29 protein-coding genes and 2 pseudogenes are annotated in these 24,939 nt (G+C 31.6%); 9 read left to right on the top strand and 22 right to left on the bottom strand.

Annotated features, from left to right (window positions below; genetic code table 11):
- Window positions 1-16: 16 nt before the first annotated feature.
- From PQF83_RS07505 to PQF83_RS07515, 3 genes and pseudogenes are all read left to right on the top strand, one after another.
- Window positions 17-994, top strand: a pseudogene (locus PQF83_RS07505) (LAGLIDADG family homing endonuclease).
- Between the two features lie 135 nt (window positions 995-1,129).
- A complete protein-coding gene (locus tag PQF83_RS07510; protein ID WP_000494909.1) occupies window positions 1,130-2,215 on the top strand; it encodes a hypothetical protein in 1,086 nt (361 codons plus the stop codon).
- Window positions 2,216-2,324: 109 nt separating this feature from the next.
- Window positions 2,325-2,720, top strand: a complete 396-nt coding sequence (locus PQF83_RS07515; RefSeq protein WP_001169703.1) for a RidA family protein — start codon at window positions 2,325-2,327, stop codon at window positions 2,718-2,720.
- Window positions 2,721-3,444: 724 nt separating this feature from the next.
- Here the strand turns inward: PQF83_RS07515 and PQF83_RS07520 are convergent.
- The 5 genes from PQF83_RS07520 to PQF83_RS07540 form a co-directional block, all read right to left on the bottom strand.
- Window positions 3,445-4,260: a YwqG family protein gene (locus tag PQF83_RS07520; RefSeq protein WP_000799784.1), complete on the bottom strand. Its 816-nt coding sequence runs from the start codon at window positions 4,258-4,260 to the stop codon at window positions 3,445-3,447.
- Between the two features lie 78 nt (window positions 4,261-4,338).
- Window positions 4,339-5,964, bottom strand: a complete 1,626-nt coding sequence (locus tag PQF83_RS07525; RefSeq protein ID WP_000207492.1) for a DnaJ family domain-containing protein — start codon at window positions 5,962-5,964, stop codon at window positions 4,339-4,341.
- Window positions 5,965-6,051: 87 nt separating this feature from the next.
- Entirely contained in the window at window positions 6,052-6,417 is a 366-nt protein-coding gene (locus tag PQF83_RS07530; RefSeq protein ID WP_000428034.1) for a hypothetical protein, read from the bottom strand.
- 253 nt (window positions 6,418-6,670) lie between these two features.
- Window positions 6,671-7,042 carry a YxiJ-like family protein gene (locus PQF83_RS07535; RefSeq protein WP_000765967.1) on the bottom strand — a complete coding sequence of 124 codons (372 nt, stop codon included), beginning with the start codon at window positions 7,040-7,042 and terminating at the stop codon, window positions 6,671-6,673.
- 12 nt (window positions 7,043-7,054) lie between these two features.
- The gene (locus tag PQF83_RS07540) at window positions 7,055-7,906 is read right to left on the bottom strand and encodes a patatin-like phospholipase family protein (protein WP_000789271.1); all 852 of its coding nucleotides are present in this window, start codon (window positions 7,904-7,906) and stop codon (window positions 7,055-7,057) included.
- A gap of 179 nt (window positions 7,907-8,085) precedes the next feature.
- Between PQF83_RS07540 and PQF83_RS07545 the strand changes: the two genes are divergently transcribed.
- Window positions 8,086-8,463: a PH domain-containing protein gene (locus PQF83_RS07545; RefSeq protein WP_000522480.1), complete on the top strand. Its 378-nt coding sequence runs from the start codon at window positions 8,086-8,088 to the stop codon at window positions 8,461-8,463.
- Window positions 8,464-8,584: 121 nt separating this feature from the next.
- On the opposite strand, the pseudogene PQF83_RS07550 reads toward PQF83_RS07545, so the two are convergent.
- The 5 genes and pseudogenes from PQF83_RS07550 to PQF83_RS07570 all read right to left on the bottom strand — a co-directional run.
- A pseudogene (locus tag PQF83_RS07550) lies at window positions 8,585-9,058 on the bottom strand (GNAT family N-acetyltransferase); the annotation flags it as partial.
- 1 nt (window position 9,059) lies between these two features.
- Window positions 9,060-9,581, bottom strand: a complete 522-nt coding sequence (locus PQF83_RS07555; protein ID WP_000999059.1) for a YfiT family bacillithiol transferase — start codon at window positions 9,579-9,581, stop codon at window positions 9,060-9,062.
- A gap of 16 nt (window positions 9,582-9,597) precedes the next feature.
- On the bottom strand, window positions 9,598-10,125 hold the full coding sequence (locus tag PQF83_RS07560) for a GNAT family N-acetyltransferase (RefSeq protein ID WP_000708331.1): 528 nt from the start codon (window positions 10,123-10,125) through the stop codon (window positions 9,598-9,600).
- Window positions 10,126-10,188: 63 nt separating this feature from the next.
- Window positions 10,189-11,511, bottom strand: a complete 1,323-nt coding sequence (locus PQF83_RS07565) for an FAD-dependent monooxygenase (RefSeq protein WP_000482072.1) — start codon at window positions 11,509-11,511, stop codon at window positions 10,189-10,191.
- A gap of 82 nt (window positions 11,512-11,593) precedes the next feature.
- Window positions 11,594-12,373, bottom strand: a complete 780-nt coding sequence (locus PQF83_RS07570; RefSeq protein ID WP_001104264.1) for an undecaprenyl-diphosphate phosphatase — start codon at window positions 12,371-12,373, stop codon at window positions 11,594-11,596.
- 132 nt (window positions 12,374-12,505) lie between these two features.
- On the opposite strand from PQF83_RS07570, the gene PQF83_RS07575 reads away from it, so the two are divergent.
- Window positions 12,506-12,712: a hypothetical protein gene (locus tag PQF83_RS07575; protein ID WP_001225587.1), complete on the top strand. Its 207-nt coding sequence runs from the start codon at window positions 12,506-12,508 to the stop codon at window positions 12,710-12,712.
- A gap of 53 nt (window positions 12,713-12,765) precedes the next feature.
- Here the strand turns inward: PQF83_RS07575 and PQF83_RS07580 are convergent, their stop codons facing one another.
- From PQF83_RS07580 to PQF83_RS07595, 4 genes are all read right to left on the bottom strand, one after another.
- The gene (locus tag PQF83_RS07580) at window positions 12,766-13,146 is read right to left on the bottom strand and encodes a nucleotide excision repair endonuclease (protein WP_001048949.1); all 381 of its coding nucleotides are present in this window, start codon (window positions 13,144-13,146) and stop codon (window positions 12,766-12,768) included.
- Between the two features lie 77 nt (window positions 13,147-13,223).
- The gene (locus PQF83_RS07585; protein ID WP_000282916.1) at window positions 13,224-13,787 is read right to left on the bottom strand and encodes a GNAT family N-acetyltransferase; all 564 of its coding nucleotides are present in this window, start codon (window positions 13,785-13,787) and stop codon (window positions 13,224-13,226) included.
- 28 nt (window positions 13,788-13,815) lie between these two features.
- Window positions 13,816-14,388 carry a hypothetical protein gene (locus PQF83_RS07590; RefSeq protein WP_001079219.1) on the bottom strand — a complete coding sequence of 191 codons (573 nt, stop codon included), beginning with the start codon at window positions 14,386-14,388 and terminating at the stop codon, window positions 13,816-13,818.
- Between the two features lie 181 nt (window positions 14,389-14,569).
- Window positions 14,570-16,000, bottom strand: coding sequence for a PQQ-dependent sugar dehydrogenase (locus tag PQF83_RS07595; RefSeq protein ID WP_272792292.1), 1,431 nt, complete (start codon window positions 15,998-16,000; stop codon window positions 14,570-14,572).
- 136 nt (window positions 16,001-16,136) lie between these two features.
- Between PQF83_RS07595 and PQF83_RS07600 the strand changes: the two genes are divergently transcribed.
- Both PQF83_RS07600 and PQF83_RS07605 read left to right on the top strand, forming a co-directional pair.
- On the top strand, window positions 16,137-16,394 hold the full coding sequence (locus PQF83_RS07600) for a hypothetical protein (RefSeq protein ID WP_000173558.1): 258 nt from the start codon (window positions 16,137-16,139) through the stop codon (window positions 16,392-16,394).
- Window positions 16,395-16,484: 90 nt separating this feature from the next.
- Window positions 16,485-16,664: a hypothetical protein gene (locus tag PQF83_RS07605; RefSeq protein ID WP_000026330.1), complete on the top strand. Its 180-nt coding sequence runs from the start codon at window positions 16,485-16,487 to the stop codon at window positions 16,662-16,664.
- Window positions 16,665-16,766: 102 nt separating this feature from the next.
- On the opposite strand, the gene PQF83_RS07610 is transcribed toward PQF83_RS07605, so the two are convergent.
- The 7 genes from PQF83_RS07610 to PQF83_RS07640 all read right to left on the bottom strand — a co-directional run bounded on the left by PQF83_RS07610 (window position 16,767) and on the right by PQF83_RS07640 (window position 22,689).
- On the bottom strand, window positions 16,767-17,429 hold the full coding sequence (locus tag PQF83_RS07610; protein WP_002163628.1) for a serine/threonine protein kinase: 663 nt from the start codon (window positions 17,427-17,429) through the stop codon (window positions 16,767-16,769).
- 335 nt (window positions 17,430-17,764) lie between these two features.
- Window positions 17,765-18,205, bottom strand: a complete 441-nt coding sequence (locus tag PQF83_RS07615; RefSeq protein WP_001202608.1) for an NUDIX hydrolase — start codon at window positions 18,203-18,205, stop codon at window positions 17,765-17,767.
- 202 nt (window positions 18,206-18,407) lie between these two features.
- The gene (locus PQF83_RS07620) at window positions 18,408-19,523 is read right to left on the bottom strand and encodes an NAD(P)/FAD-dependent oxidoreductase (protein WP_002163627.1); all 1,116 of its coding nucleotides are present in this window, start codon (window positions 19,521-19,523) and stop codon (window positions 18,408-18,410) included.
- A 125-nt stretch (window positions 19,524-19,648) separates the two neighbouring features.
- Window positions 19,649-20,302 carry a YdeI/OmpD-associated family protein gene (locus PQF83_RS07625; protein WP_000022222.1) on the bottom strand — a complete coding sequence of 218 codons (654 nt, stop codon included), beginning with the start codon at window positions 20,300-20,302 and terminating at the stop codon, window positions 19,649-19,651.
- Window positions 20,303-20,450: 148 nt separating this feature from the next.
- Window positions 20,451-21,404, bottom strand: a complete 954-nt coding sequence (locus PQF83_RS07630) for a MepB family protein (RefSeq protein ID WP_272792293.1) — start codon at window positions 21,402-21,404, stop codon at window positions 20,451-20,453.
- Between the two features lie 87 nt (window positions 21,405-21,491).
- Window positions 21,492-21,860: a DUF4180 domain-containing protein gene (locus PQF83_RS07635; protein ID WP_000403460.1), complete on the bottom strand. Its 369-nt coding sequence runs from the start codon at window positions 21,858-21,860 to the stop codon at window positions 21,492-21,494.
- A gap of 136 nt (window positions 21,861-21,996) precedes the next feature.
- Window positions 21,997-22,689, bottom strand: coding sequence for an HAD family hydrolase (locus tag PQF83_RS07640; protein ID WP_000540741.1), 693 nt, complete (start codon window positions 22,687-22,689; stop codon window positions 21,997-21,999).
- A 263-nt stretch (window positions 22,690-22,952) separates the two neighbouring features.
- Here PQF83_RS07640 and PQF83_RS07645 point away from each other — a divergent pair, with 263 nt between their 5' ends.
- Together PQF83_RS07645 and PQF83_RS07650 are read left to right on the top strand one after the other, a co-directional pair.
- A complete protein-coding gene (locus tag PQF83_RS07645) occupies window positions 22,953-23,489 on the top strand; it encodes a DinB family protein (protein ID WP_001167121.1) in 537 nt (178 codons plus the stop codon).
- Between the two features lie 147 nt (window positions 23,490-23,636).
- Window positions 23,637-23,819, top strand: a complete 183-nt coding sequence (locus tag PQF83_RS07650) for a hypothetical protein (protein WP_000273226.1) — start codon at window positions 23,637-23,639, stop codon at window positions 23,817-23,819.
- A 169-nt stretch (window positions 23,820-23,988) separates the two neighbouring features.
- Here PQF83_RS07650 and PQF83_RS07655 read toward each other — a convergent pair whose 3' ends face one another.
- Window positions 23,989-24,588: an undecaprenyl-diphosphatase gene (locus PQF83_RS07655; protein ID WP_000010578.1), complete on the bottom strand. Its 600-nt coding sequence runs from the start codon at window positions 24,586-24,588 to the stop codon at window positions 23,989-23,991.
- Between the last annotated feature and the right edge of the window lie 351 nt (window positions 24,589-24,939).

Genomic DNA, 24,939 nt, shown 5'->3' on the forward strand with positions numbered 1-24,939 from the left:
GAAGGGGAGGATGTAAGTGCAAATAGAGAGAAAAAAGAAATCAAAATGTAAACTATCAAAATCTGAAATAACGCAGCTATATACAGAAGGGAAGAGTACCTCAGAAATAGCTACGCTTGCTAATGTGTCTGCAAGGTATATTCGTATGGTTCTATCAGACAGCAACGTGCCAAGGCGCACTATAGGGAGCTGGAAGAGAAAGTATGACATAACAGAAGATTATTTTAAAACGTGGTCAAATAACATGGCTTATATTTTAGGGTTTATAGCAGCTGACGGTGTTATACCAAAAGAAAATCAATGCGTCAGTATATCACAAAAAGAAAGTTATATTTTAGAAGACATAAAAAAAGAACTAAAAACAAATCAGCCGCTATACCAAAACAAAAAAACAGGTGTATATATGCTAAATATTAATAGCAAAACAATAAAAGATGACCTTATGAACATACATGGAATTATGCCATGTAAATCTTTTAACATTGAATTCCCTTTCGTACCAGAAGAATATTTACATCATTTTGTTCGTGGATATTTTGATGGGGATGGTTACGTCAAGTATGAAACTTATACAGTAAGCTTTGTAGGAGGATCATATAGCTTTATGAATTCTTTAAATCAGGTACTACAAAATCATAATTTACCAGCCGAATTACTAAATCAAAATAAACATTATCGCGTCATTTTAACCGGAAGAAAACCAATACAACTATTTCCAAAGTGGATTTATAAAGATAAAGATATTTATCTGCATAGAAAATATAAAGAATTTCAGAAAGAAAGTCTAAGTCTAGATCAATTAAAAGATCGAAAGCTAAAAAGAACTTAAGCTGCTGTTAAGCAGAGAAAACAAAATTTCCTTAAGGAATATATGAAAAATAAATGTATCGCTAAAACTTGTTCCATTTTAGAAATAAAAGAACCAACTTTTAAAAGTTGGTTAAAAAATGATAATCAATTTAAAAAAGACTATGAAAGAATTCATTCATTATAAAAATGTAAGGAACCTTAGTATATCTATGCTAAGGTTTTTAATTTGGGATTATTAGAGGACACTCATTTTCGTTTATAGAACTTAATAAATACATAGATTTTATAATGAATTTATTAGTAAGGGAGAGAATATGAAATGTTCACTAATAATAGTCCGGAGAATATATTACATACAGCTTATGAAGCAAAAATGATTTCGTCTGGAGATAATTCGCCATCTATAAAAATAAAAGGAACGAAACTTCAATATTTACTTGTATTGATTCATCTTGGTTTTGAGTCAAATGCTATAAAAATGATGTTAAATTGGACGAATGATGAATTTGAAAAGCGCGTTAATTTATTAGAAGCAGAGGGGCTATTGAAACAAATAGGAGGGAGGTACTATCCAACGTGTATGATTATAACAGTTTGTGAAGGAGAAAAGCTTTATAATCTTTGTGAACCTCTAATTAAACCAACACTTAAGATTTTTGAAAACTATTCAAGTCATATTGAAGATATTTCAAAAAGAATCGACACGTTTAATCATTTATCTAGAGAATCTTATAGTCTTTTATTGTATAGTGGTGTGTTATTAGATTTTGGACAAATAAATTACATTGAAGAAAACTATTTAAAAAAGAAACGACCTTTAAGAAATAAGAAACGATATTATTATGCTATTCAAGAACAAGAACTAACAGATATAGAGGCTTTCGGGATGTATGGTAATACGTATTTAGATTTAGGAGAAGTTCAAATTGGTCTTTATGGAAATTCTCGATATTCAACATTAAATTTAATAACAGCAGATAACGAAACATTTAAAGAATATTTTCAAAACAATAGTACCGATATTAATTATAAGAAAAAACAATTAGTAAAAGGTTTCGTAGCAGCAGATAGACAAAAAGACTTACATTTAAACGTAGTTTACGAAAAATTAGGCTTATATCAAAATTCACAACCTGTTATCCCTGTATTTAAACCAACAGACTTATTTATACTTAACGAAATTGCAAACACAATCAGTGAAGATTTAGTCTTATTATTCAATGAAAACGATAAACCTTTAAAACAATACTTTGCCAGCAGCAGATACTCAAAAGAAATTACTTATGAAGAGTTTTTTATCTGGTGGTATCACTTTTTCTATACAAAAGTAACTGAAGAATTAATAAAACAAGGTGTAATTATAACAAGCACACAAAAAAATCAAACGTACATAATCCATCAATAACTTTAAATTAAAGTGTTAATATACTTTTACAAATGTAGCAGCTGAACGGTAAAATTTGAATTTAAAATCTAATATAAAGAAAATAAGATATTCAAAGAGGAGAAGAGCCATGCAAAAGAAATTTATCAATCCAGAAACGATGCCACCAACTTTTGGATACTCACATGTAGTGGAAGTTAGTAACGCTAAACGAACGATTTACATATCTGGACAAGTAGCAATTAATATAGACGGTCAAATTGTTGGAATTAATGATTTAGCTACACAAACACGACAAGTATTTGAAAATATTAAAATCGCATTAGAAGCGTCAGGCTTAAATTTCAATGATGTAGTAAAATTAACATTTTTCTTAACAGACATTTCTCAAATGGCCGTTGTTAGAGATATTCGAGATCAATACATTGATACTAATAATCCACCGGCAAGTTCAGCTGTCGAAGTTAGAAAGTTAATTAACGATAACTTATTAATTGAAGTCGAAGCAATTGCTGTAGCAAACTAATTTTAAAAACTTATTATGAATCATATCCATGCAATTCGTTTAATGTGTTCATTTAAAACGAATTGCATTTTTTATTGTCTTAAATATAATTTATATCTGGAGACATTATCATCAACAACTCATAAAACAACAACAAATAAGCACACAATTGATTATACAGAATGAATCTGATGAAAAGGGAAGCGTAACAATATAAACTAACATATAATAAGTTTATTACTTTTATCCAGTTAACATAATATATATTATAGGCAGTTATAGAAACGAAGTAATACCAGGTATCAAAACCCAAGTAAACTATACTTAATGAGACGAAACAGAGATTTTTAGTGAGATTCACATAAAATCTTCTTTAAACGCATTTATACAGTTTTTTATCTTTTTTTTATTTATAAATTCATCACAGCAAATCTTAATCGATTATTGATTAAGATTTAACGAATCAAAAACATTTTTGATCAGTAACAATTTTTTTATGCGGAAAAATCTTTTTACAAAATATAAATTAATAATTTTATTTTATGTTGTACTTTATAAATTTATTGCTATTTACACACGTTTTACAACTTTACATTATTTCTTGTTATTTCTGTTATTTACGCTTGACTTTTATTATTCGTATTATCTTACACTCTAGTTAACATAACGTTTATTTTTAACATAAAAAAATCTCCCTCACCTTCAGGAAGATTTTTTAGCTTGCTAGTATTTCATTTATATCTTTTTAGTAGCAATCCCAGTTGTAAATAACATTGGAAAAATCTAGATTTAACAAATCTTCTTTTTTAATAAAGAAATTAGCAACACCAGAATCTCCCCACATAATATTTAATGAGTCGTCTGTATCGATTTGTAGTAATAATATATCATGTTGTTGGTATTTTTCTTCCCATTCCCTTGGATCTGTCTGTGTAAAAAATGGATAACCACCAATTTTATGTCCGAAATCTTTACATAAATCATCATACAGTTCGCCTAATTCTGTATTATTTTCTTCATCAACAATTTCTTCCCAATCAATATCCTCACTAAACATCTTTTCAAATCGATAATCTCTAGATGTTATGGGTTGATAATCTAATTCAAATTGTAATTTTGCCGCTTCAGGTATGATAAAGTCTTCTATTTCTAAAATGTTTAAATAACTAAAATCAGTAATTACCTTATTTAAATCTTCAGTAATTGTAGAATGATAAATAATTCGAAAGTCTTTTTGGATTGTTGGGTGATCAAAATCTGCTCCATAAAGCTCATCATCAGTACTTACGAAAAACTGCAATATTCCTTTTTGGGGCATATATTCAACATGCGGAATTTCTTCAAAGTTTAACTGTGCAAGTAACATCATAGGTTGTCCATTTGAATCTTTAGGATGCTCTTGATCTATAGGTAAATACGGATAACCACCAAACTTACTTTCAAAAAGGGTTGTCTCTGCTAATGTTCCAGACACTTTAATATACGGTTTTACACTTTCTTCTAAAATACTACGATACTGCTCTAGTTCTTTCGGAATTTGAAGTTGATACGTATTCTTCATCACATTTGCCTCCCTTTCATAATGAATTGAAAATGCCTTACTTAATTATATAGCAAGAGATAGCTTCATGAAAAATTGTTAAAAGTCCGTTTTCACCCTCGTTTTTTGCGCACTTGCTGGACAAAGTAAATTATGTTCTAAAACCTTTTTATTAATAGTCCGAATTAAATTCGCTGCTTCTGCAGTATTTGTATTTTCTTTTAGTTTTTCTTTTAAGTCATCAATTTCCTTTGAAATCTCAATCCACCTAGGTAAAACATGATTATTTTTCAAAGTTCTATACAGTTGTTTTTCAGGATTGTACGAAAGATCTTTATCAAGATTCAGTGGTTTCCCTTTACCAGGTAAATTATCAAAAGACCCTTTCTTTTCTGCTTCTTTAACGATAGAACTAATATGATCCTCATACGTATAGGACCAAACTTTCTCATCTTTTACTAAAATCTCTTGCTTTTTTAGTTTTTTATCTAGTTCTTCTTGATTCATAGATTCTCTCTCCTTTTTATTTTTTAGTGTCGTTTTTGTAAGTTCTAATGCCCTTAATCCATCGAATAGCTTTTCTCGCCACCACACGCTATCATGTCCGCCTTGAAACTCTTCATAAGTGGTTTGGTATTTCTTTTCTTCTAAAGCTCTATATAGCCGTTTATTAGCCGTTAAAAGAGGTTCGTTTTCAAGTTCACCTACTGCTATGTAAGAATTGAGATGAGTCGTATTAAAATCTATTGATGAAATTTGATTTTCAATCCAAGGAATTGTATTTTCGTAATTATCCTTTTCCCAATGTACGGATCCAGACATTGACAACACATTTCCGAAAATATATGGATTTTGAAGTGCTGCATAAAAAGCTGCTAGGCCACCAAGACTGAAACCTGCAATTGTTGTATGTTTCGCTTCTTTATGCACACGATACTTAGCCTGAATCCACAGAAGTAATTCCTTCCTTAAAAATGTATTCATTTTATCGTTATAAGTTAGCTCTTCTAATCTATCAACAGGATCTATGGCAACAGCAATACACGATGGGATTTCTTTTTCGTAAATTAAATAATTAAGTGTTTTTATGATTGAAAGGTCATTAATGAATGAATTCCCATCAAATACAATGAGAAGTTCTTGAAGATGTGAAGTGTGAGAATAATCATGAGGCGTATAAATATGAATTTTACGTGTGTTATTTAAAATCGAACTATAAAAAGAATATGTTTCAATCTTTCCGGATGGATAATCATTTGAAGGAAAACGACTGCTATACTGCACTTCCATATCTATTTTTAACACAGACGCTTTATTGGCACCTTCTCCAAATACATTTTCATTGAATGGGTCTAGTCGGTACTGTTCACTACGCTTTCTCCAATCATTTTTGAAAAAATCATTTACTGTAAAATAATAAGTTGAAATGAACCTTTTATTCGTCCTAAACGTAACATACCAAATATCTGTCTGTAACAATCGTTGTAATTGATTTACAGACAGATCCCAACCAGGAAAACTACCGACTACATAAACATTTTCAGTATTTTGATCACCTAACCATATATACGTTATAAGTTTATACTGATTATCTATAGGACATTGTTCTACTAGTGGTGTATGATTTGACTTGATTTCATCCAAAAAAGTATAAAGAGCTTTTTCGTTTCCATTCTTTAATTGATTTTTAAGCTTCTCTAACTTAGGACTGATTATTGTAGTCACCTCTCTTCCTCCTTTGTAGTATTCTATATGTAGTTTTTCATTAGAATCCCTATATAAAAGTAGTCGTAAGTTATGTGTTTAGAGAAGTTATTGATTAGAAAAATGATCAATTGCTTGAATAGAAAGTTCCAATGATTTTATTCTTCTTTCTAAAAGAGTTCTTTGAGGACTCCCGAGCTTTGACTTAACATAAATCTTTTCAATTGATGGAAGCAAACCAATTAGAACATTTCGAGCGTCTGCTAAATCCTCTTGCGTGTAATGATGGGTTTCTTGATTCCAAATACTTTCTAACATAGCTAAGCCGATACTAGCTGCTTTGAGTCTTTTTTTCACTAAAGTAGTGTTTGAGCCTTTTTGAGTCATTTGAGATAGCGCATTTTCAAGTTTACGGATTGTTGACTGTAAAGATTTAATTGATTCTACTTTATCTACATTTGATATGTTTTCCATATTAAACCTGTCCCTTCTTCGTTTCTAAATTAGTTTTCTTGATATTTGATAATACCATTTAGAAGCGAATTTTACTCGAAATATTTGAGTTGGACATGAATTGAAAGGAAAACAGCTAACAAACTTCTATCTCCTCCCTCACACATTCTCTATATGTACTTCTTTTTTCTCGTTAAAATACCTACATGAACAAGTTGTTAATATTGAATATTTTATGAACAAAAAACGTACAAGTAGCACCGCTTGTACGTTTTTAATCAGTAAGGTAATAAAGTAATAACTTTCGAGTCTTTTCATAATTCATGAAATCTCTATACAAAATGGGATACTTCATAATCTCTGTTTCTAAAAAACGATATTGTGGAAACCATTCAAACAAAGATTTCCTTAGCCACTTTATTTGATTGAACACAATCTCCTGTTCATTATTATTAAGCACGTAACTTAAAGTACCTGCTGTATGCATCCAATAATAATTTAAATCAGCGCTTATACAATCATCTTCTGTAAACATATTATTAAAATCTTTTCGTATTTTTCGAATGTCACAATTCGGAAACGGTTTATGCAGTGGACTATGCATTTTCTGCAATTCATTAAAAATAACCCTTTTTCCTAACTTCAACTTTCCACCCCTTTAGTTTTCTATCCAATTTAATAAGTTTTCATAATGATATTGAGCATCTGTATAGCCAAGATTATATAAATTAACGAGCTTTTCTTTACTTCTTTCTATTCCGCTTATTGGAAGCTGTACGCTAGGCTGAATAATATAAAAGTTGTCTTTTTGTTCTATTTGATTCATATAAGATATCGTCTCATTATAAAAACGATAATGTTCTACTAAAGATTGTGCGATATTCGGATATTTCCTATATAAAATTTTAGCTAGGCTAGAAAATTTATTTCGTTGCTTCTCATATCCTTCTGGTTTTGTCATAATTACAACGTTCTTTTCATAACCATCAGTTTGCGCTTTTAAAACCGGAATAGGATCTATAATTCCTCCATCTAGTAATTTTCGATTATCATATTCTACAGCAGGCGCTATAAACGGTACTGAGCTAGATGCACGAATGATTTTTAAAATATCATTTCCGTGTTCTGCTTTATTATAATAAATAGCTTGTCCTGATTTGCAGTCAGTCGTTCCTATAACAAACTGTTCATTTGAGTTTAAGAAAGTTTGAAAATCAAACGGTACAATTTTATTCGGTACTTCATCAAATAAAAAATCCATTCCAAATAATTCACGTTTTCGAATTAAATTTCGATAAGATATATAGCGATGATCTGCTACTAACTCTGTATTTACTTTTTTATTTCTCCCTTTTTGACGTGATAAATAAGTTGCTCCCATACAAGCTCCGGCGGATACGCCCACTACATAAGGGAAAAATAAGTTCTTTTCCATAAAATATTCGAGTACGCCTGCAGTATATAAACCTTTCATTCCTCCGCCTTCTAATACTAAACCGATATTTTTCATGCTATATCCCTCTGCTTCTTTTTTCTTACTTACATATTAGCATAAGATATTAAGATGAGGTTGTATAAAAGGATTACAACAATAGCCAGAAACTACTAATGTAATATCATAACTTCACACCGAGTTGCATGGTACAATATAAGTAACACATTCCACAAATAATGGAGGAGGAATTTCCTATGGGTTTATTTAGCGGTATTTTAGGAAATGCATCAAATACGAGTACAGAAAGTGTAGAACGTGATTTAGAGAAGATTATGTTAGACGATGAGAAAGTTGAACATGCTTATAAATTAATTCGTGATTTAATTGTATTCACAAATCGTCGTCTTATTTTAGTAGATAAACAAGGAATATCAGGTAAAAAAACTGAGTATCATTCAATCCCTTATAAAAGCATTACACAATTTAGCATTGAAACAGCTGGGCATTTTGATTTAGACGCTGAACTTAAAATTTGGGTATCTAGTTTGAGCACGCCAATTACGAAAGAATTTAAAGGTGACGATAGTGTTTTAAGCATTCAAAAAGCGTTGGTAACATATACGACGAAATAGTGCATTTTTGCATGTTTATTCATTTTAAAAATTACTAATCCGATTATTTTGGAAGAATATACATTAAAATTGTATATTTAATCTAAAATAACATAAAAAGGTAAAGCGTATTTTAAACGCTTTACCTTTCTTTTTTGTAATAAATAAGTGTAGTTTTATCATTTAATTTCTTAGTTACTTCTGTTCTTTTATATCCCATCTTTTCGTATAGAAAACAATTTCTTTCTTCTTCTAAAATCGTAGCAAGTTCAAAACTTCGTGCTTCTGGAAACATCTCTTCAATTAAAATAAGTACCTTCTGAGCAATTCCTTTCCCTTGATAGATTGGATGAATAAACATTGGACTGATCCAAAATTTATAAGGTAGTTCTTTTTGGGATATACATATCGCTCCAACAAGTTTCGAATCTATTATCATCTTATAAAAATTACTGCTGGGATTATTTATTCTAAATATAGTTTTTTCAATAGATTCATTTGCTGGGTTTGTTTCATAGTCTTTATATTTATGTAATAAAGGGTTAAATGAGTCTATTTGCATTTGAAATAAAACTGCTGCATCACTTTCTGTTGCCTTCTCTAATGTAATCTCCATGTTACCAATTTAGTCGTTTTCTTAATGAAGTTATATGAGCTGTATGATGACGACCATGCCATGCATATAGTCCAATTGCAGCAGCAAGTTTTGTTTCACCAGTATCTGGATGGTTAAATGTCTTTTCTAAATCTTCAAGTTCTAAAGAATATAAAAGGTTAACCCATCTTTTATGTAATGACTCTAACATTACTAATGAAACATCTACTGGTAATTTAGAATCAGGTAATTCTGCCCACTTTTCTTCTTTATATGGTTTAATCGTTGGATTCTTTTCTGTTAGTGCTAATTTAAAGCGTATGTAGCTATTCATGTGGCTGTCAACAACGTGATGGACTACTTGACGAACTGTCCATCCACCAACGCGGTACGGTGTGTCTAACTGCTTCTGATCTAAATCTTTAATAGCTTTCGTTAGTTCATTAGGTAAATCTTCAATTTCTTGAATCCATGTATCTATCATGTCTTCCGTTATAGGACGTTTGTATGTAAATTGCCCAATTGGATATCGTAAATCATTCATGAATAAGTCCCCCTTCTTATAAGCGCGAAGTATTTCTCCAAATATAATGTACAAAATTCACCTGTTCCCCATTCAATTGTACAGATGTTGTATCTGCTTCGTTTTGATAAGAAGAAAACCCGCTTTTTTCTAGTACAATTTGTGATGCAAGATTATTAGAAGTTGTTTTAGCATGAACCTCATTAATTTCATTATTTTTTGCTACGTCTAAAATTAATTTTACGGCTGCAGTTGCAACTCCTTTTTTAGTAAATTTTTCTCCGACCCGATAACCTAACGAACTGATTCGAGTCTCCGAATCTATATCTATTAAATTTATTCTTCCTACAATTTCATTTTCTTCGTTACGAATTAAATAAAAATAAGATTCTCCATCCGCCTGTTCTATTAATAAATCATCTAGTAGTTTTTGAAAATATTCAAAATCAAAATATTGCGAGCCACGATTAGGTACCATTGTTTCAAAAAAAGACTTATTCGTAAGTTCAAACGTAAATAAATCCTTAGCATCGTGTTTCTTTAATTGTTCTATGTATATTTTCATTTCGATTACCCCTTCTATATCTACTAACTGTTATATATTCTTTTTTAATCAACTATTTTCCTGCTATTTCTTTCGTTTTAATAACACAGCAAGTAGCACTTTTGGATGAAATAGGTGAAATGGATTACGAATTAAATTCATCACTCGTACTAACCGAATATAAACATCAGAATTACTTGCGGATAGTCGATATATTTGTTTCGTATACCATAGCTGAAATTTTTGTTTTGTAGTTAATTCTCTCTGTAGCTGCGGGTGACGTGATATTTCCGTTGTTGTCATATCCCAAGGGGTTTCTATTATAGTAGCTGCCTTTTTATAAAATTGTTTTGTAAATGTTTTATCAAGTTGTTTTCTACCTTGCAGAAGTAATTGCAACTGGTGAGCTTCCATAGCTGCAACGGAAACACCTTGACCGAAAACAGGATCAAAACGACAGTGTGCATCTCCAACGACTAATAATCCTTCTGGCATATTTGTAGTGAGATCAAATCTCCGACGTACTTGATAAGGAATTTTATACGTTTTGATATCTGAAATTGCCTCCGCTTTATTTAGGAAATCTGTAACATTGGAGATTGATAGATTTTCAGCAAAATTATAAAATTCCTCATCTGTTTGTGGTGCTTTCTCACTTGCATACCCGCTGAAAGTAACAAAATAACGATTATCCTCAATCGTTTGAATAAGAACACCATGCGGATTGTCAGGGAAACTTGGAGACATTAGCATATTACAGCAGTCTAACTCCTCATTTTCTTTAAGTTTAAACATTTTCGTTGCGTAAAATAAATTAATACGAACTTTCTCTTCTTGTACTTCAATTTCGTATTCTCGTAGCCACTCTATACTTTTTGAACTAAATCCACTTGCATCAACAACAATATCTGCATGTATTTCTTCTTGTATGCCTGTCTCTAAACATTTAACTTTTACTCCACATACTTTGTTAGCCTTTCTGTCTACTATTAACCCTTCCACTAGTGTTTTAAATTTACTGGTGATATTTGAAATTTGATGTATTCGTTTTTGAATATGCCATTCAAGCAAAAACCTACTTTGTTGAATCATATGTACTTCTCCTGTGAATGGCTGTTTCCATAAACCAAATTGATGCCATTTTAAATCGCGAGTAAAGTTATTTACGATACTACCTGCTTCTATTAATTCGTTCGTAATATTTGGAAACAATTCCTCAATGGCGTTTTCTCCGCCTTTTAATAACACATGAGGATGATTACTTTGTGGAACTCTTTTTCTCGAAGACTTTCCATCCCATCTTTCACCAGCTTCTATAATGATTATTTCTTTAAAAGAAGTTGATAATGCTTTTGCTGCGAGCTTTCCTGCCATACTTCCACCAATAACGATAGCCTTATTAAACATGTTTTCCCCCTTAATAAAAAGAGATCCTGCCTTGTATGAATGAAACAGGATCTTAAACTAATTAACTTCTTTATCATTATACTTAAAACACATCAGTAAATTGCAATGTTAAAATTAAAATACCTAATCCCCATACATAATACGCGAATACTTTTAAGGAATGATTTTTTAGATATTGAATCATCCATGAAACGGCTATGTAACCGAAAAACGCAGCTGATAACGTTCCGACAATTAAAGATGTACTAGAAATAGATTCTGCTTTCCCTTGAAAAACATCTGCAAATTGCAAAATGATAGCTCCGACAATAGCTGGCGTTGATAATAAAAAGGAAAAGTAAGCAGCGGTTTCGCGGTCTAACTTCCTCCATAATGCAGCGACGATTGTCATACCAGAACGAGAAATAGCCGGAAAAATAGCCGCTGCTTGAAATGAACCGATGATAAATGCATCTTTATATGTAATGTCATCCATTTTTTTACGACCATTCTTTTGTTTATCCGCCATGTAGAGGAAGAATCCGGTCACTAAAAACTCCCAACCAATCGTAATACCTGTTTTTGAAATATCCTCAAAAAAGTCTTTAAATAACAACCCTATTACAACCGCAGGTATCGTCCCAACAATAAGTAGTAGCATCAGCTTTGAAAACGGATTTTTGATTAAATATATAAATTCTTTTTTGTAATAAATAAACACCGCAAGTAAAGTCCCAATGTGCAGCATCGTATCTAAAAACAATCCTGCTTCATCTAATTGAAACAAATGCCTTCCTAAATAAAGATGACCTGTACTACTTATCGGTAAAAACTCTGTTAAACCTTGTATGATCCCTAATATAAAAGCTTCTAACCAATTCATGATGGGCCCCTTTCTTGTTTGCTTGTACCAATATATGAAGGTTAAATTTTCGATATGAAAAAAACTATATTTCTCTATGAATTTACTTTCAATTCATGGATATATATGTAAAAAGGGATGAGGAGGCTTACTATGCGGAAACATACAAAATTCGGCAATGTATTACTGTGGATAGGACCTATCCTTGTATTTGTAGGGTTATGTATGACAAATGTTATTTCTGATATTCCTTTCTTTTTTGGAAAACATAAAACAATTGGAATTGTACTTATATGTATAGGTGTAGTTTGTTTTATTGCTGCTAATCATTTAAAAAAAGGAGAAAAATATGAGGGCTAAATCTAACTAAAAAAACAATCCCAGTATATGTGCTAGGATTGTTTTTTTATTGCTTATTTATAGAATACTTTATCAACGTTATATTTTGCTTTGTATTCGTTAATGATATATGTTTCGTAAATTTCTCTTTCAGTTGGATCTTCTACGATACATGCATCAATGCGGTATACTTCATCACGGTGGTTTTTGATTGGAGAAACATTATCTTCAAAATGCTTCTTAATACGTTGTCTAATTTTACGAGCTTTACCTACGAAAAGTAGTTCGTCATTAATATTGTAAAACATAAAAATGCCGCCTTTATCTCTAGGGAACAAGTGGAAATCGATAAAACCATTGATTGGCGTAATTCTTGGCTCGTCTCCTCTAATAACTTGTTTACGTTCAGTAATTGTAACATCAACTTCAGGGATACTAATTTTAATCAAGTTCATTCACGTCCTCTTTTATTATAAAGATAAATAATAGCATACATATGTAAGAAAAGCTACGTTCATAGCCATATTTCATTTTATAATTCAAATATTATAGGTGTATCATATAAACTCTTCTTCCAAATTATATGATCACTTGATTCTCCCCAATAATTTTTCAGTACATAACTAGGCTCTCCAAACTTCTTCGTCCATATACTTTGTGCTTTTTTGTAGCCACTATCTAAACAGTACTCTGTTATACCTTTGCTAAGTAACGTAAGAAATATTGCATTTAGTAGTAAACTCCCGATACCCTTTTTTTGATACTCCGGCAGTATAAAAACAGTTCCTATTTCATACAAATCTTTAAGTACACCGCCTGTACAACTATTAATCAACGTACTTGCTGGACCAACTTCAATTGTTCCGATGATTTTATCGTTATTTGTATCAATTGCTAATAAAAAGTAACGTTTTTCTCCATTACTATCAAAATCTGTTTTCAAATATTGCTTTTTCATGTCAATTTCATTTTCTATGTCATCCAATAGTTGTGATAATCCTTCGTCTTTATATGTATTCGTAATAACTATACGGAAAAATAAGTGTAGTTCCTCTAAATCATCCGAATTTGGTCTCCTAATTGCAACGTTATACATGTTTTTAAGTCTCCATTCCATACAAGTGTTAAAACCATACTCTATATACTCTATTCAACAATATTCTACAAAGCCCTGCATAGATCCAGCAGTATAGAAAGCTCAGTATAAATATTGATAAAATAATTTTTATATCCATAGTTGTATGAATAGTAGGACCAAGTACTGGAAAACGGAAAATATCGAGAACTATCATAATTCCTATAAGTAGACAAATTGCAGAAAAGGAAACAACCCAAATTCTCCTCTTGAATTGTATAAAGGAAAGCCCTAAGGCTATACCTAATAAACCTGTAGTAAAAGGAAAAACAATTAGTTCACTTGGCTCAATAATAAATAATAGGAGAATAGTAAGGAAATAAGAAAGTACTCCCTCACGAATAGAGTAGCAAATCGCCAAAAAAATTGGTAACGTCGCAAAAGGGCTAATAAATAACCCTATACCAGGAATTAAGTTACCTGCTGCTTGAAACATGGTGGCCAAAGCACTCATTAAAGCTGTAATGACTACTTTATTTGCTAGGGATAATTTTCTTTTATGAACAAAGTCCCCATTATTCTTTATCATAAGTTGACACCAATAACGTACAAATCGATTCATCAAAATACCCCCTAAAGATATCTCATCCATCACTTTCTATCTTATTCATACACTAGTGGTTTATGAGCTGTGTTCTACTTGTAATGAGTTACTATACAATAAAAGGCTTTTAGGGGGAGAACTTGTACGTTTTAAAACAAAGGGAATTCCTTGTACGATTAAACTACGAGTGTATATCGTATTAAGGGATAATTTCAAAAATGGTACCTTTGTTAAAATCAGTTACTTTCATAGAACCGTAAACTCCTAAATATAACCTAGTTTGATCCAAATTTGTTCCTAAACTCATATAATAAGCTGATTGCGTACCAAAATCATAATCAGTTTCAATAACATGAAAATCAGTATGTTTACCATCTGTACCTGCTCTAGTATATGCTAATACACCTTTAACTGGCGGCCGAGACTCTTCTTTTCTAGCAAGGTCAGTAAACACAACACTACCATGTAAATTCGGGATTGCAGTTCCCATATATGGTTGAACGCCTGTTAGTGAAGTTCCTCCAAACTTATCCGGTCTTGGATCTTTATGAAAATAACTAATGAGTGGCTGAATTCGCTTCACTGATGTTTCTATTGTTTCATTATAATAAGCCATTGTTCTCTCATCAAAAGTAGGATTTTCAGAACAGTGTTTTATAAAAGAAGTAGGCAATTCTCCTTCCCATCCTCTCCAACCAAAATTAATAAATCCATCTTGATTGGGGGTGAGTCTCATTACATGCATTTGAACAAGTTCGGTAACCCGGATTGGTTTATATTGAACAAATGAAAAAATAGACTCTACAATATCCTGTCCGACATTACCTGTATATTTAATATACTGATTATAAAACCTTTGGAATGAAATACCGGTTATATTACGAACACCTTTCGCAATTACTGTAAGTGTTTCTTGTATAGATAGAGGAAGTTCATTAAAGCGTGTAACGACTGGAGGATTATTTATGAATGTATTTTTACTTACATCGATTTCAATAATTTTACCTGCTATTTCTAAATCATCTTGGCTTAAATTGAACGGATCATAACCCGAGCCACCATCTCCATTTGTAAAAACAAGTTTCCCCGTCTCTGGAGAAAAGTTTAAAGTATTTACTCCATTATGATTAAAAAATGGGCGTTTTATATTAAGTAATGTTCTACGTTTTTGAGGGTGACCGTTTGATTGTAAAATCCATTCTTCAATTGTATCGATATGATCATATTGCGTATCTCTATTTAGCCATTTTAAATTTAAAGTTTTCGGGTCACAAGGATTCGGTTTAAATTGTTCAGAAAGTGCACTAGGTCCTTGAGTGCCAGCGACAGAATAATGAAGATAAAATAAACCGTTTTGATAAAATTGTGGATGAAATGCTAGTCCTAGCAATCCTCGTTCATCATAACCACTACTAGAGACACCTTCTTCAGATGTGCCTAATTTTATAATTCGCGGACGAATATTTAAAAATGTTTTTATGACGCCATCTCCTATGTAGAAAACCTCTCCTAATTGCGTTGCAATAAATAGCCTTTCAGCCGATTCACCTGGAAGAATTGCTGTTTTTATTACAGTGGGTAAATTGATGTTATGAACAATGGGTCGTAAACGAACTTTAACTTTTGTCAATTAACTTTACACCCCTTTATATTCTTTTTAATAGAAGAGTATGATTAGAGGGATCTTATTAGTATCAAAAAGAGAAATTCCTTTTTATTACAATTTTGTATATAATATAATTATAAATAAACTAGGAGGGCTACTTATGACACTTTTACTACAAATCATCTTACCGCTTATATTTGCACTATATTTATTTACCCTCTATCGTAATACAACTATTGGAAAAGCTGCTTTTCTTTTAGCGGTCATTATTGGGATTTTTGGATTAGAGAACATTTTTCAGCATGCTAATCTAACAGATCATGCTATTTATCCATATTGGGGCAGTTTGAAGGTTGTTGTTATTATTTTATCAGTCGTATTTCTATTTAAAAAAGATGGTTTAACAGGAAAATATTGATTTATAATGCTGTACATATTTTATTGTTAAACTGCTTTTAATTTATAAAAAAGAAATGTTTATGTAAAAACACGAAGGGATGTGTTACATATGTCTATAAATATTATTTCTATAGTTTCTATAATAATATGGATTGTGTTGATTACAGAACTTATAAAACCTTCAAAAAAACAGAATGGACGAAAAATAGTAATGTTATTAACTGCTGGTTCCGCATCAACACTTATTTTGACGATTTCATTTATTCAAAATATCTCGTTTTGGGATTGATAGTGATATAACTAGCAAAAATATGTATGCATAAAAAAGATTAGGACCGTACATCTCTAATATGTACGGTCCTTTTGTTTACTAGCGGTTCACTTATAAGTATTACAACTTGAATTTCTTTTTAAGATTCTTATATTTTCTATACGAACGTCTAACAATGTTTAACATAAAATACGGAATTTTAACAGGGAAAGGCAATTTATAAATGAAAGGCAAATAAAATGTAAAATATGCCTTTTCTAGATCTCTCCACTTACTATCTTCATTTGTTTTTAAGAAATCAGATACATCGACTACATATCCCCTTCCTTTTTCCATCATCACATTTTTCCCGTGAACATCGCAGGGGGTTAATCCTTGTTCTCTTGCATACTCTAAAGCTTTATTGATATCAAGGATCACCTGCTTAGGGATTTTAATCCCTTTATGAACAGCATCGTATAAGGTAATTTCTTTTAACCGTTTCAATACTATGAAATTTTCTCCTTTATAAATAAGCTTTGAATAAGAAGGATGGTTTCCGATTCTGCGGTATACTTCTGACTCTTTTTCAATGCCTTCTCCTTCGCGCGCGTATACTTTCACTACCCAATCTTTGTACTCTTTGTGCATGAATACCGCGGCATAATTACCTTTCCCTAAACACTTCCAAAGTCTAGGAATATCTTTAACTACTACAGGCTCGGATTCATCCTCGCTTCTTATGCTTATCTCTTTTAATAATTCATTCTTTATCAATCCCACAAAACAATTTATACTCATCATTTCCACTCCGGTTTTGCTAAAAGTGGGCCTGCCCACATTTTAACGAAAATATACACTAAGCGAATTTTAGCATAAAACTGGTCATCTTTCTTCTTCAAATAAAAAGATGACTCGTTTTATTTGAACTGTTGAATACTTAATATGTATTCCGCTATTCAGAGCCAAAAACCATACAACAAAAAAATATTTCTAACTATTTTCATTTTTTCAGAGGCAACTGTATAGAGCTTTTCTTAGTGCAAGTTCTCTTGGTTCATTGGTCATGCCAAATCTATATTTGATTTTTTTAAATTGTTCAATTCTTGTTCTACTACTATCTTTGTTAGCTAACACTTTTATTGTTTTAATAGTCTTTTGTTTAATTCCCACAATGCTGTTTTGTTGCTATCCCACTTCAAATACGTTACGGCTTCCTCAAAGCATAACCATTTATAATGTAAGTGTTCTTTAGATAATGAGATGTTTTTTGTAGGTACTTTAACTCCAAACGAAAATTCTTTTATTACATAAACGTCATCTCCCCAAAGGAATTCTCCAACTACATCCTCTACTGGTAGTGAAGACACAGAATCTAATTGTATATATGAACATTCTCTTGTAATACCAGCCTCTTCAAACGCTTCACGTTTTGCTGATTCAATAGGAATCTCACCGTCTTCTCCACCACCAGCTATTCCTTGCCAATAACCATAATCACTTCGGTTGAAAATCGCATATTGAATAGAATCGTCAGTTTTTATATAAGGAAATATTAATACTTGATATGGTGCTCTCATTACTTAACCTCCTCTCAAAAAAAGCTTTAAATAAATAGAAATAAAGAGCAAACATCACAATTCTACATTAATAATGCACGTTCATGGTGTCGGCTCTTTATTTTTAAAGAATTTCATTTTTCGTAAACAGTCTTACTCTGAACGGAGAAAAAACTACTTATTTCCTATCGAATTTGCTTAGTGTATTTTTTCATACCCGATGTTATTCAATTGCGCCCGCAACGTCATAATCATTTAAATCTAACTCAATTGGTTGTCCCAGCGCTAACTTAGCAAGTTCTGATCCTAAATATGGACCTGCAGTTAAACCTGAGGCACCTAATCCGTTTGCAACGAGAATACCTTCAAAGTTAGGAAGCGGGCCAATTACAGGTAAGAACCCTGGTGTGAATGGTCTAAATCCAACTCTCGTTTCAAGCATAGTAGCATTTTCTAAGCCAGGTGCAACTGTTAATGCTTTATGGAATACTTCATTTAAACCACCAGCCGTTACACGGTGATCGAAACCAGTATCATTCTCATGTGTTGCACCAATTACGACATGGCCATTGTCAAATGTTAAAATGTATTGATCATTTGGCGGCATAACAACTGGCATATTTTCTGTTGCTGTATTTTCCATTTGCAAATGAACAATTTGTCCTTTTTGGAATGTAACTAAGAAGTTAATTCCTAATGGGTTTAAGATTTCGTTCGCCCATGCACCAGCCGTTACAATAACCTTCTCTGCTAAAATTGTTTCATCGTTTACTTTAACTCCCGTAATTTGACTACCTTCACGGACTAATACTGCATTGCCTTTTATAAAAGTTGCACCATGTTTTTTCGCAGCACTTATTAATGCATTACGTAATAACCTTCCATTTACTCGTGCAGCACCACTAATATGAACAGAACTAAATTCTTCTGATAATGCTGGGAATAATTTTTTCGTTTCTTCAGCTGATAAGCGATTGATTTCACCAATCTCTGGGGCATCTTCACGACGTTTATACGCTCGCTCTTCCATTTGATCTAGTTTTTTCTCATCAGTATGTAAACTAATTGCACCTACACGGTTGTAACCTGTATCCGTTTCACCGTCGTCTTCTAATTGCTGAATTAACGAAGAATAGTAACGTGCACCGCCTTTAACGATTTTATACCATGCTTTATTACGACGTTGCGAAAGCCATGGACAGACAATACCTGCTGCTGCATCTGTTGCTTGACCTACTTGTTGACGATCCACGATAGTAACGTTCGCGCCAGCCTTAGCAAGATGGTAAGCAGTAGACGCTCCTAAAATACCAGCTCCAACTACAATATACGATTTCATTTCAAACACCTTTTCTCTTTTGCTAATTATATAAATATAAGAACATCCCTTAGTATAATGGAAGGAATACTTTTTTCAATGTACTCATCGCAATTAATTGTTGCATCATTGTGACTTTCCTAATCTTATTTTTTCTTTTTGCGGAATAAATCAATTGTTTTATAGCCTTGTGATAGAACCTCAATCATCTTTTCAAAACGTTTTTCACGTGTTTTTTCTTGTTTGACAGAAAACAGATTACGTGCCCAATCTTTTTTGTATCCAGGTGTTAAACTTTGATAAAACTTAAGTTCATTTGGATGATTAGCTAATAAAGCTTCAACATCTTGAATTCGATCTGCATAATCAGCTACACATTGGCTCATTGCAGGCGTTTTCGTCGCTTTTTTCTTCTCACGCTTTAAACCTACAATAGTAAAGATGTCATCCATACTTACCATTCGCGCAAATTTAATATCGCTTTCTCCCACATATCCATCTTCTCCAACGTTTAATGCTGGAAACATCTCATCACGGTGAATAAACGTACTGTAGCGAGAATTTCCTTTTTTCGGATATGCGAAGAATATGTATCCTTTTTCAATTAATAATTCTTCATTACTAATAATATAATTCGTTTGTTTCACCATTTCATCCAGTGTTTCTACAAAAATAAAAATAGCATCGTGTTCTTTTGAAAATGCAGTTTCTTTCCCAGTAAAAATGTCATAATCACTTGGTTCATTAATTACGACCATATTTGAATACTTATTAAGCTTTAATTTATCGATTATTGACATAAAAATCTTCCTTTACATTTAAAATTCATTGTTTATCCTTTTTTATACTGTTCTAGTGTATTATATCTATTAAGAAAATCAAACTTTAATAATTGTTTTAAATTAAAATAACCGATTCTTCATAAGAACCGGCTAGCTATTCGCGTTATCATAACTCAATAGCAAATAAAGTATTTAAAAGCTCTCTATATTGCTCTTCTGTAATTTCACGTTTCGCTTTTTCGCCATGAACTATTTCAGTGAAACTAGTATTGGTTAAAGAGACATGACCAGATTCCGTCAATTTCACTGCAATTGGTCCTTTATTGAAAATAGATTTCTCATCTTCTACTACTCTTTTTTGAACATCATTCACTACTATTTCATCAATGATACGATTATAAAAAGCATGACATACTTTCCACTCACCGTTCGTATCTTTTCTTTCTAGAACGTAATTCCCTTTACTCGTATCTTTTCGTCTCACTCGATACGTACCATTTTTAGAAGAAACAGCCTCACCAGTAAAAGGCACAGGGACTAGAGGTACTAATGAAGCAATACCTACATCAATTACGTATCGTACGTTATCATAATTTAGAATAATCGTTATATGTCCATTCTCAAGTGCCCATGCGTTTTGATCGCTTAAATCAACAAAATACTGAAGCTGCCACATTTGGCTCTTTTTAGCTTGGTTGCTAACAGGGGTATCCCAGATCGGATAAATCCTCATAGCCATCTTGCCTTTTTGATTTTGTGTTCTCAAGATTTTTTCTTTAAGAAGAATATCTTTAGGGAAAATAAATTGTCCTAGTTTGTTATCATCTATACAAGTAATAATTAATAAGTCAGGAGCAGCGTCATAAGAGAATGCTTGATTTTGCATATCGTCATCTTTCTCCCAAAAAGAAACAAATTGACCAATTTTATTAGGAGTAATTTTTGATTTTCTAAAACGAATGGTTTTGTTATTTAAGTGAAATATACATCCTGCATATTCTGCGTTTTGCTTTTCTTCTTTTAGATTCGTAATTATTAAATTGTTAGGTTTGTAAACTATATTGTTTAAATGTCGGATTGTATCATTAAAATTGTTCAAGAAAACTCCCCCTTTATTCATTTCTTAGTTTACCACAAACGTCAGTTCTTCTATATCGTATATAATCATGAACTAAGTGAAATCGGGGGATTTAGCAAGATATAATTATTACTTTAATGTACTTAGTTTTTCAATTGCTTGTTGTTCAGTTGCTAAGTAAAAAATATCTTTACCTTTATTACATTCATAAATAAAATCCTTTAAGCTTTTACTAGTATACATAGAGAAATCTCCAACAATAGCAAATTTCACCTTGTAGTTTATAAACTTTTGAAGAATATCGCCCGCAAGACGTGTTTTTAGATCAAAGAAATCTTCACTTATTAAAGATTTATGGATAATAATATGCTTCGCATCTACCTCATATTGAACAGTTGCCATAGTATCTAATGCAGATTGAACATCGGATATTAATACCTTATCATTTCTAATGACCGCAATATTGATTCCATCGATTACTACTTTCTTTATTTCCATAGTCTCACCCCTTTATAATTTACACAGTATAAGTAAAATTGTTTTACAAAACTTCGTATGAATCATAGATTAAATTAACCGCAGCTATTAAAATCGCCTCTATTTTTTATTACTAATACGGTCAATGAAATTAATTTTACTTGTTAAAAAAATATTGTGGCGTAACATAACTTAACAAGCTATCCAAAGTGTTAATCTCAGCATATGGTTGTATTTTGGTAGTATTCTTGATTTTCTGAGGGTTAAACCACACACCTTTTATATTTGCATTTTGAGGACCAGCAATATCCTTTTCTAAGTCATCTCCAACAAATAATACATCTTCTGGTTGCACATCAAGTTTATTTAATGCTAGTTCAAATATACGTTTATCCGGTTTACTCAATCCTACTTCTTCAGAAATAATGATCGTATCAAAGTAATTGTTTAAATTTGTGTTAATTATTTTAGCCTTTTGCCTTTGAGTTGAGCCATTTGTTATAATTCCAACTTCAAAGTGCTTCTTTATATGATTTAAGAAATGAATAGTATTTTTGTCTATTGAAAAACATTTAGGGAAATTTTCATTCCAAAAATCTTGGATATAATTGCGTTGCAACCTATACTTCGGCGAAAATTCATCAAACAACGATTCTAAAACTATTGCTTTATCACTCATGCCGTATTCCCTTTTATCATATTCTTTAAATTTCCGTAGCATATTGTTTTTAACTGTATCACTAACATCTTCATAACATTTTTCTAAAACAAATAAAAACAATGTATCTACTGCCTTATCCCTATTAAGTAACGTATCATCTAAATCAAACAGCATAGCTTTATAACCCATCAAATAAATTCACAACCTTTCTATATTTCTTAGTTATCATCAAAAGTAATCAAAAAACAATTCATATCAAAAAACTCCTAATAGAACGCTATTCTAAGAGTTAAATCAAAAATCCTTTTTCTGTTTGTTAATTGATGTGAAAGTACATAATTTCAACTAAGGTAGTAGGTGAATTTTTTAATTATAATTTATAACTTTCAGATTAATTTGAAAGTATTTTGTGATAAGCTGTACGTAAAGATTAAATATAAAGGATGATTCGTATGCAAATTAGACCAAAGGCAAGTGAATATAACTCTTATTATGCTACGTATGTTAACTTAGTATCAGACGGAAATATCATACAAATTTTAGAACAACAAATAGAGGAAACGAATCTTTTATTAAAAGACATTTCTGATAGTGAGGGACTTTTTCGATATGCTCCTACTAAATGGAGTATAAAAGAAGTAATCGGCCATATTGCGGATACAGAACGTGTTATGGCGTATCGCTTGTTATCTATCGCTCGAGGCGAGACAGCAGAACTTCCAGGCTATAACGATGATATGTATGTTCTTAAAGCTGCTTTTGATAAGCAATCTATGCAAGATCTTCTTGAGAATTTAATAGTTGTTCGCCAATCTACCGTGCATTTACTGAAAAACTTAGATCAAGACACTTGGTTACAAAGAGGAAATGCGAACAAATCCGAAGTTACAGTTCGTGCATTAGCATACATCATAGCTGGACATGAGCTTCATCATCTACAAATTATAAAAGAACGTTATCTTGGTTCTAATGCATATCCAGTAAGTTAATACTTGAAGAAAAAGAGTCCCATTTATATAGGACTCTTTTTCGCTATTTATAAAATTCACCACGCAAGATGCAAACGAGCCCTTATACATAATTTTCTTCAGACTGATATACTATAAACACAATAGTTCTAGAAAGGTGATGATATTATGTATGAACAACAAAATAATAGGGATAGAGATCAAAAAATGATGTTTTTTATGCAAGGAGTTCCCACAAATAGAGTTAACATGAATCAATTGCCAAAATGGATTAGAATCTTCGGCTATTGTGCGTTTGGTTGGATGATACTATTTAGTTTCATTATGATTGTAGGTTTAATTCTGCAATAACGATACATTCAAAATGTTAACGGAACAGCATTTAGATTATACATCTAGGTAACAAGCTATTTTATTACCTAGATGTACTACCCATTCCTTTTCATCTTCATGAATGTAAATAAGTGCATTGAACATTCAACTTGTGAAGAATAGTAATGAGGGTGATAAAGGTCTATACTCACAATCCTTTTGATTTGTTTTTGGATGGTAAAACATGTTTCTCTACTCTTTCATATTGAGTAAGTAATTGCCTAATTAAAGATAATTTCGGTACTAACCAATGCGAAAATACCGCCGAAATACATCCTATTAAAGCCCCTACTGCAACATCAAAAGGATAATGAACCCCTACCCAAATACGAGAGATCGCTATACAAAGCGCAAGTATAAGCCATAGCCATCCAGTTTTTTTACGAACAAGCCAAAACGAAAAACAAATTGAAAAAAAGAGAATCGTATGGTCACTAGGAAATGAATTATCTACAGCATGGTCGACAAGTTTATTAACATGAGGCAATACTGCAAACGGTTGATAATTCAGATGGAATTTCCCTGCTATTTTTCCAATCACCTCAGCAATTACAAAAGCAACCATCGCTTGAATAACCATCATCCTACTTTTTCTAGATCCAATAAACCAATAAGTTAAAATAATTAAAGCTAAAATATATACCATATATTCTGCCAAAAATACTATGGCCGGGTTTAGGAATGAATATTGTTTACCTAAATCATTAATGGCTCGAAAAATATCGATATTGAATTGAGAAAAAGACATTTCAAATCCCTCCTTATTAGTAAGGTGTCTTACTGATTGCCATATACTTTTATTACATGGATAGTGTTGGTTATTGTACCCACCTAAAAATACCAACCTCTTATGACACCGCTTTCTTCTTTTTCACTTTAATAAAAAAAGAAAAAGGAAAACATCGAACTTTCTTACAATCATTCATGCATTCTTACAGTTTTGTCATTTTCTCGTCACTTTGAAAATAGATTCATCGTCTTGCTTTTTGCCATATTCACAACCACGGAAAAGATAATTACATATAAAAAAGAGAAGAACCTTGGTAAGTTCTTCTCTTTTTTTATTAAATTGTAATATAATTACAGTATGTGAAATTAT

It is taken from the genome of Bacillus sp. FF-1 (assembly GCF_028548245.1).
Taxonomy (GTDB): Bacteria; Bacillota; Bacilli; order Bacillales; family Bacillaceae_G; genus Bacillus_A; species Bacillus_A paranthracis.

Coding starts and splice junctions, on each gene's coding strand:
- PQF83_RS07570 (WP_001104264.1), bottom strand. CDS start 12,373: ATGAATTGGTTAGAAGCTTTTATATTAGGGATCATACAAGGTTTAACA.
- PQF83_RS07575 (WP_001225587.1), top strand. CDS start 12,506: ATGCGGAAACATACAAAATTCGGCAATGTATTACTGTGGATAGGACCT.
- PQF83_RS07650 (WP_000273226.1), top strand. CDS start 23,637: ATGTATGAACAACAAAATAATAGGGATAGAGATCAAAAAATGATGTTT.
- PQF83_RS07605 (WP_000026330.1), top strand. CDS start 16,485: ATGTCTATAAATATTATTTCTATAGTTTCTATAATAATATGGATTGTG.
- PQF83_RS07630 (WP_272792293.1), bottom strand. CDS start 21,404: ATGAATAAAGGGGGAGTTTTCTTGAACAATTTTAATGATACAATCCGA.
- PQF83_RS07545 (WP_000522480.1), top strand. CDS start 8,086: ATGGGTTTATTTAGCGGTATTTTAGGAAATGCATCAAATACGAGTACA.
- PQF83_RS07555 (WP_000999059.1), bottom strand. CDS start 9,581: ATGAATGATTTACGATATCCAATTGGGCAATTTACATACAAACGTCCT.
- PQF83_RS07520 (WP_000799784.1), bottom strand. CDS start 4,260: ATGAAGAATACGTATCAACTTCAAATTCCGAAAGAACTAGAGCAGTAT.
- PQF83_RS07565 (WP_000482072.1), bottom strand. CDS start 11,511: ATGTTTAATAAGGCTATCGTTATTGGTGGAAGTATGGCAGGAAAGCTC.
- PQF83_RS07625 (WP_000022222.1), bottom strand. CDS start 20,302: ATGTCAATAATCGATAAATTAAAGCTTAATAAGTATTCAAATATGGTC.
- PQF83_RS07620 (WP_002163627.1), bottom strand. CDS start 19,523: ATGAAATCGTATATTGTAGTTGGAGCTGGTATTTTAGGAGCGTCTACT.
- PQF83_RS07590 (WP_001079219.1), bottom strand. CDS start 14,388: ATGAATCGATTTGTACGTTATTGGTGTCAACTTATGATAAAGAATAAT.
- PQF83_RS07640 (WP_000540741.1), bottom strand. CDS start 22,689: ATGGGTTATAAAGCTATGCTGTTTGATTTAGATGATACGTTACTTAAT.
- PQF83_RS07560 (WP_000708331.1), bottom strand. CDS start 10,125: ATGAAAATATACATAGAACAATTAAAGAAACACGATGCTAAGGATTTA.
- PQF83_RS07645 (WP_001167121.1), top strand. CDS start 22,953: ATGCAAATTAGACCAAAGGCAAGTGAATATAACTCTTATTATGCTACG.
- PQF83_RS07510 (WP_000494909.1), top strand. CDS start 1,130: ATGTTCACTAATAATAGTCCGGAGAATATATTACATACAGCTTATGAA.
- PQF83_RS07635 (WP_000403460.1), bottom strand. CDS start 21,860: ATGGAAATAAAGAAAGTAGTAATCGATGGAATCAATATTGCGGTCATT.
- PQF83_RS07515 (WP_001169703.1), top strand. CDS start 2,325: ATGCAAAAGAAATTTATCAATCCAGAAACGATGCCACCAACTTTTGGA.
- PQF83_RS07655 (WP_000010578.1), bottom strand. CDS start 24,588: ATGTCTTTTTCTCAATTCAATATCGATATTTTTCGAGCCATTAATGAT.
- PQF83_RS07540 (WP_000789271.1), bottom strand. CDS start 7,906: ATGAAAAATATCGGTTTAGTATTAGAAGGCGGAGGAATGAAAGGTTTA.
- PQF83_RS07610 (WP_002163628.1), bottom strand. CDS start 17,429: ATGATGAGTATAAATTGTTTTGTGGGATTGATAAAGAATGAATTATTA.
- PQF83_RS07585 (WP_000282916.1), bottom strand. CDS start 13,787: ATGTATAACGTTGCAATTAGGAGACCAAATTCGGATGATTTAGAGGAA.
- PQF83_RS07530 (WP_000428034.1), bottom strand. CDS start 6,417: ATGGAAAACATATCAAATGTAGATAAAGTAGAATCAATTAAATCTTTA.
- PQF83_RS07615 (WP_001202608.1), bottom strand. CDS start 18,205: ATGAGAGCACCATATCAAGTATTAATATTTCCTTATATAAAAACTGAC.
- PQF83_RS07580 (WP_001048949.1), bottom strand. CDS start 13,146: ATGAACTTGATTAAAATTAGTATCCCTGAAGTTGATGTTACAATTACT.
- PQF83_RS07600 (WP_000173558.1), top strand. CDS start 16,137: ATGACACTTTTACTACAAATCATCTTACCGCTTATATTTGCACTATAT.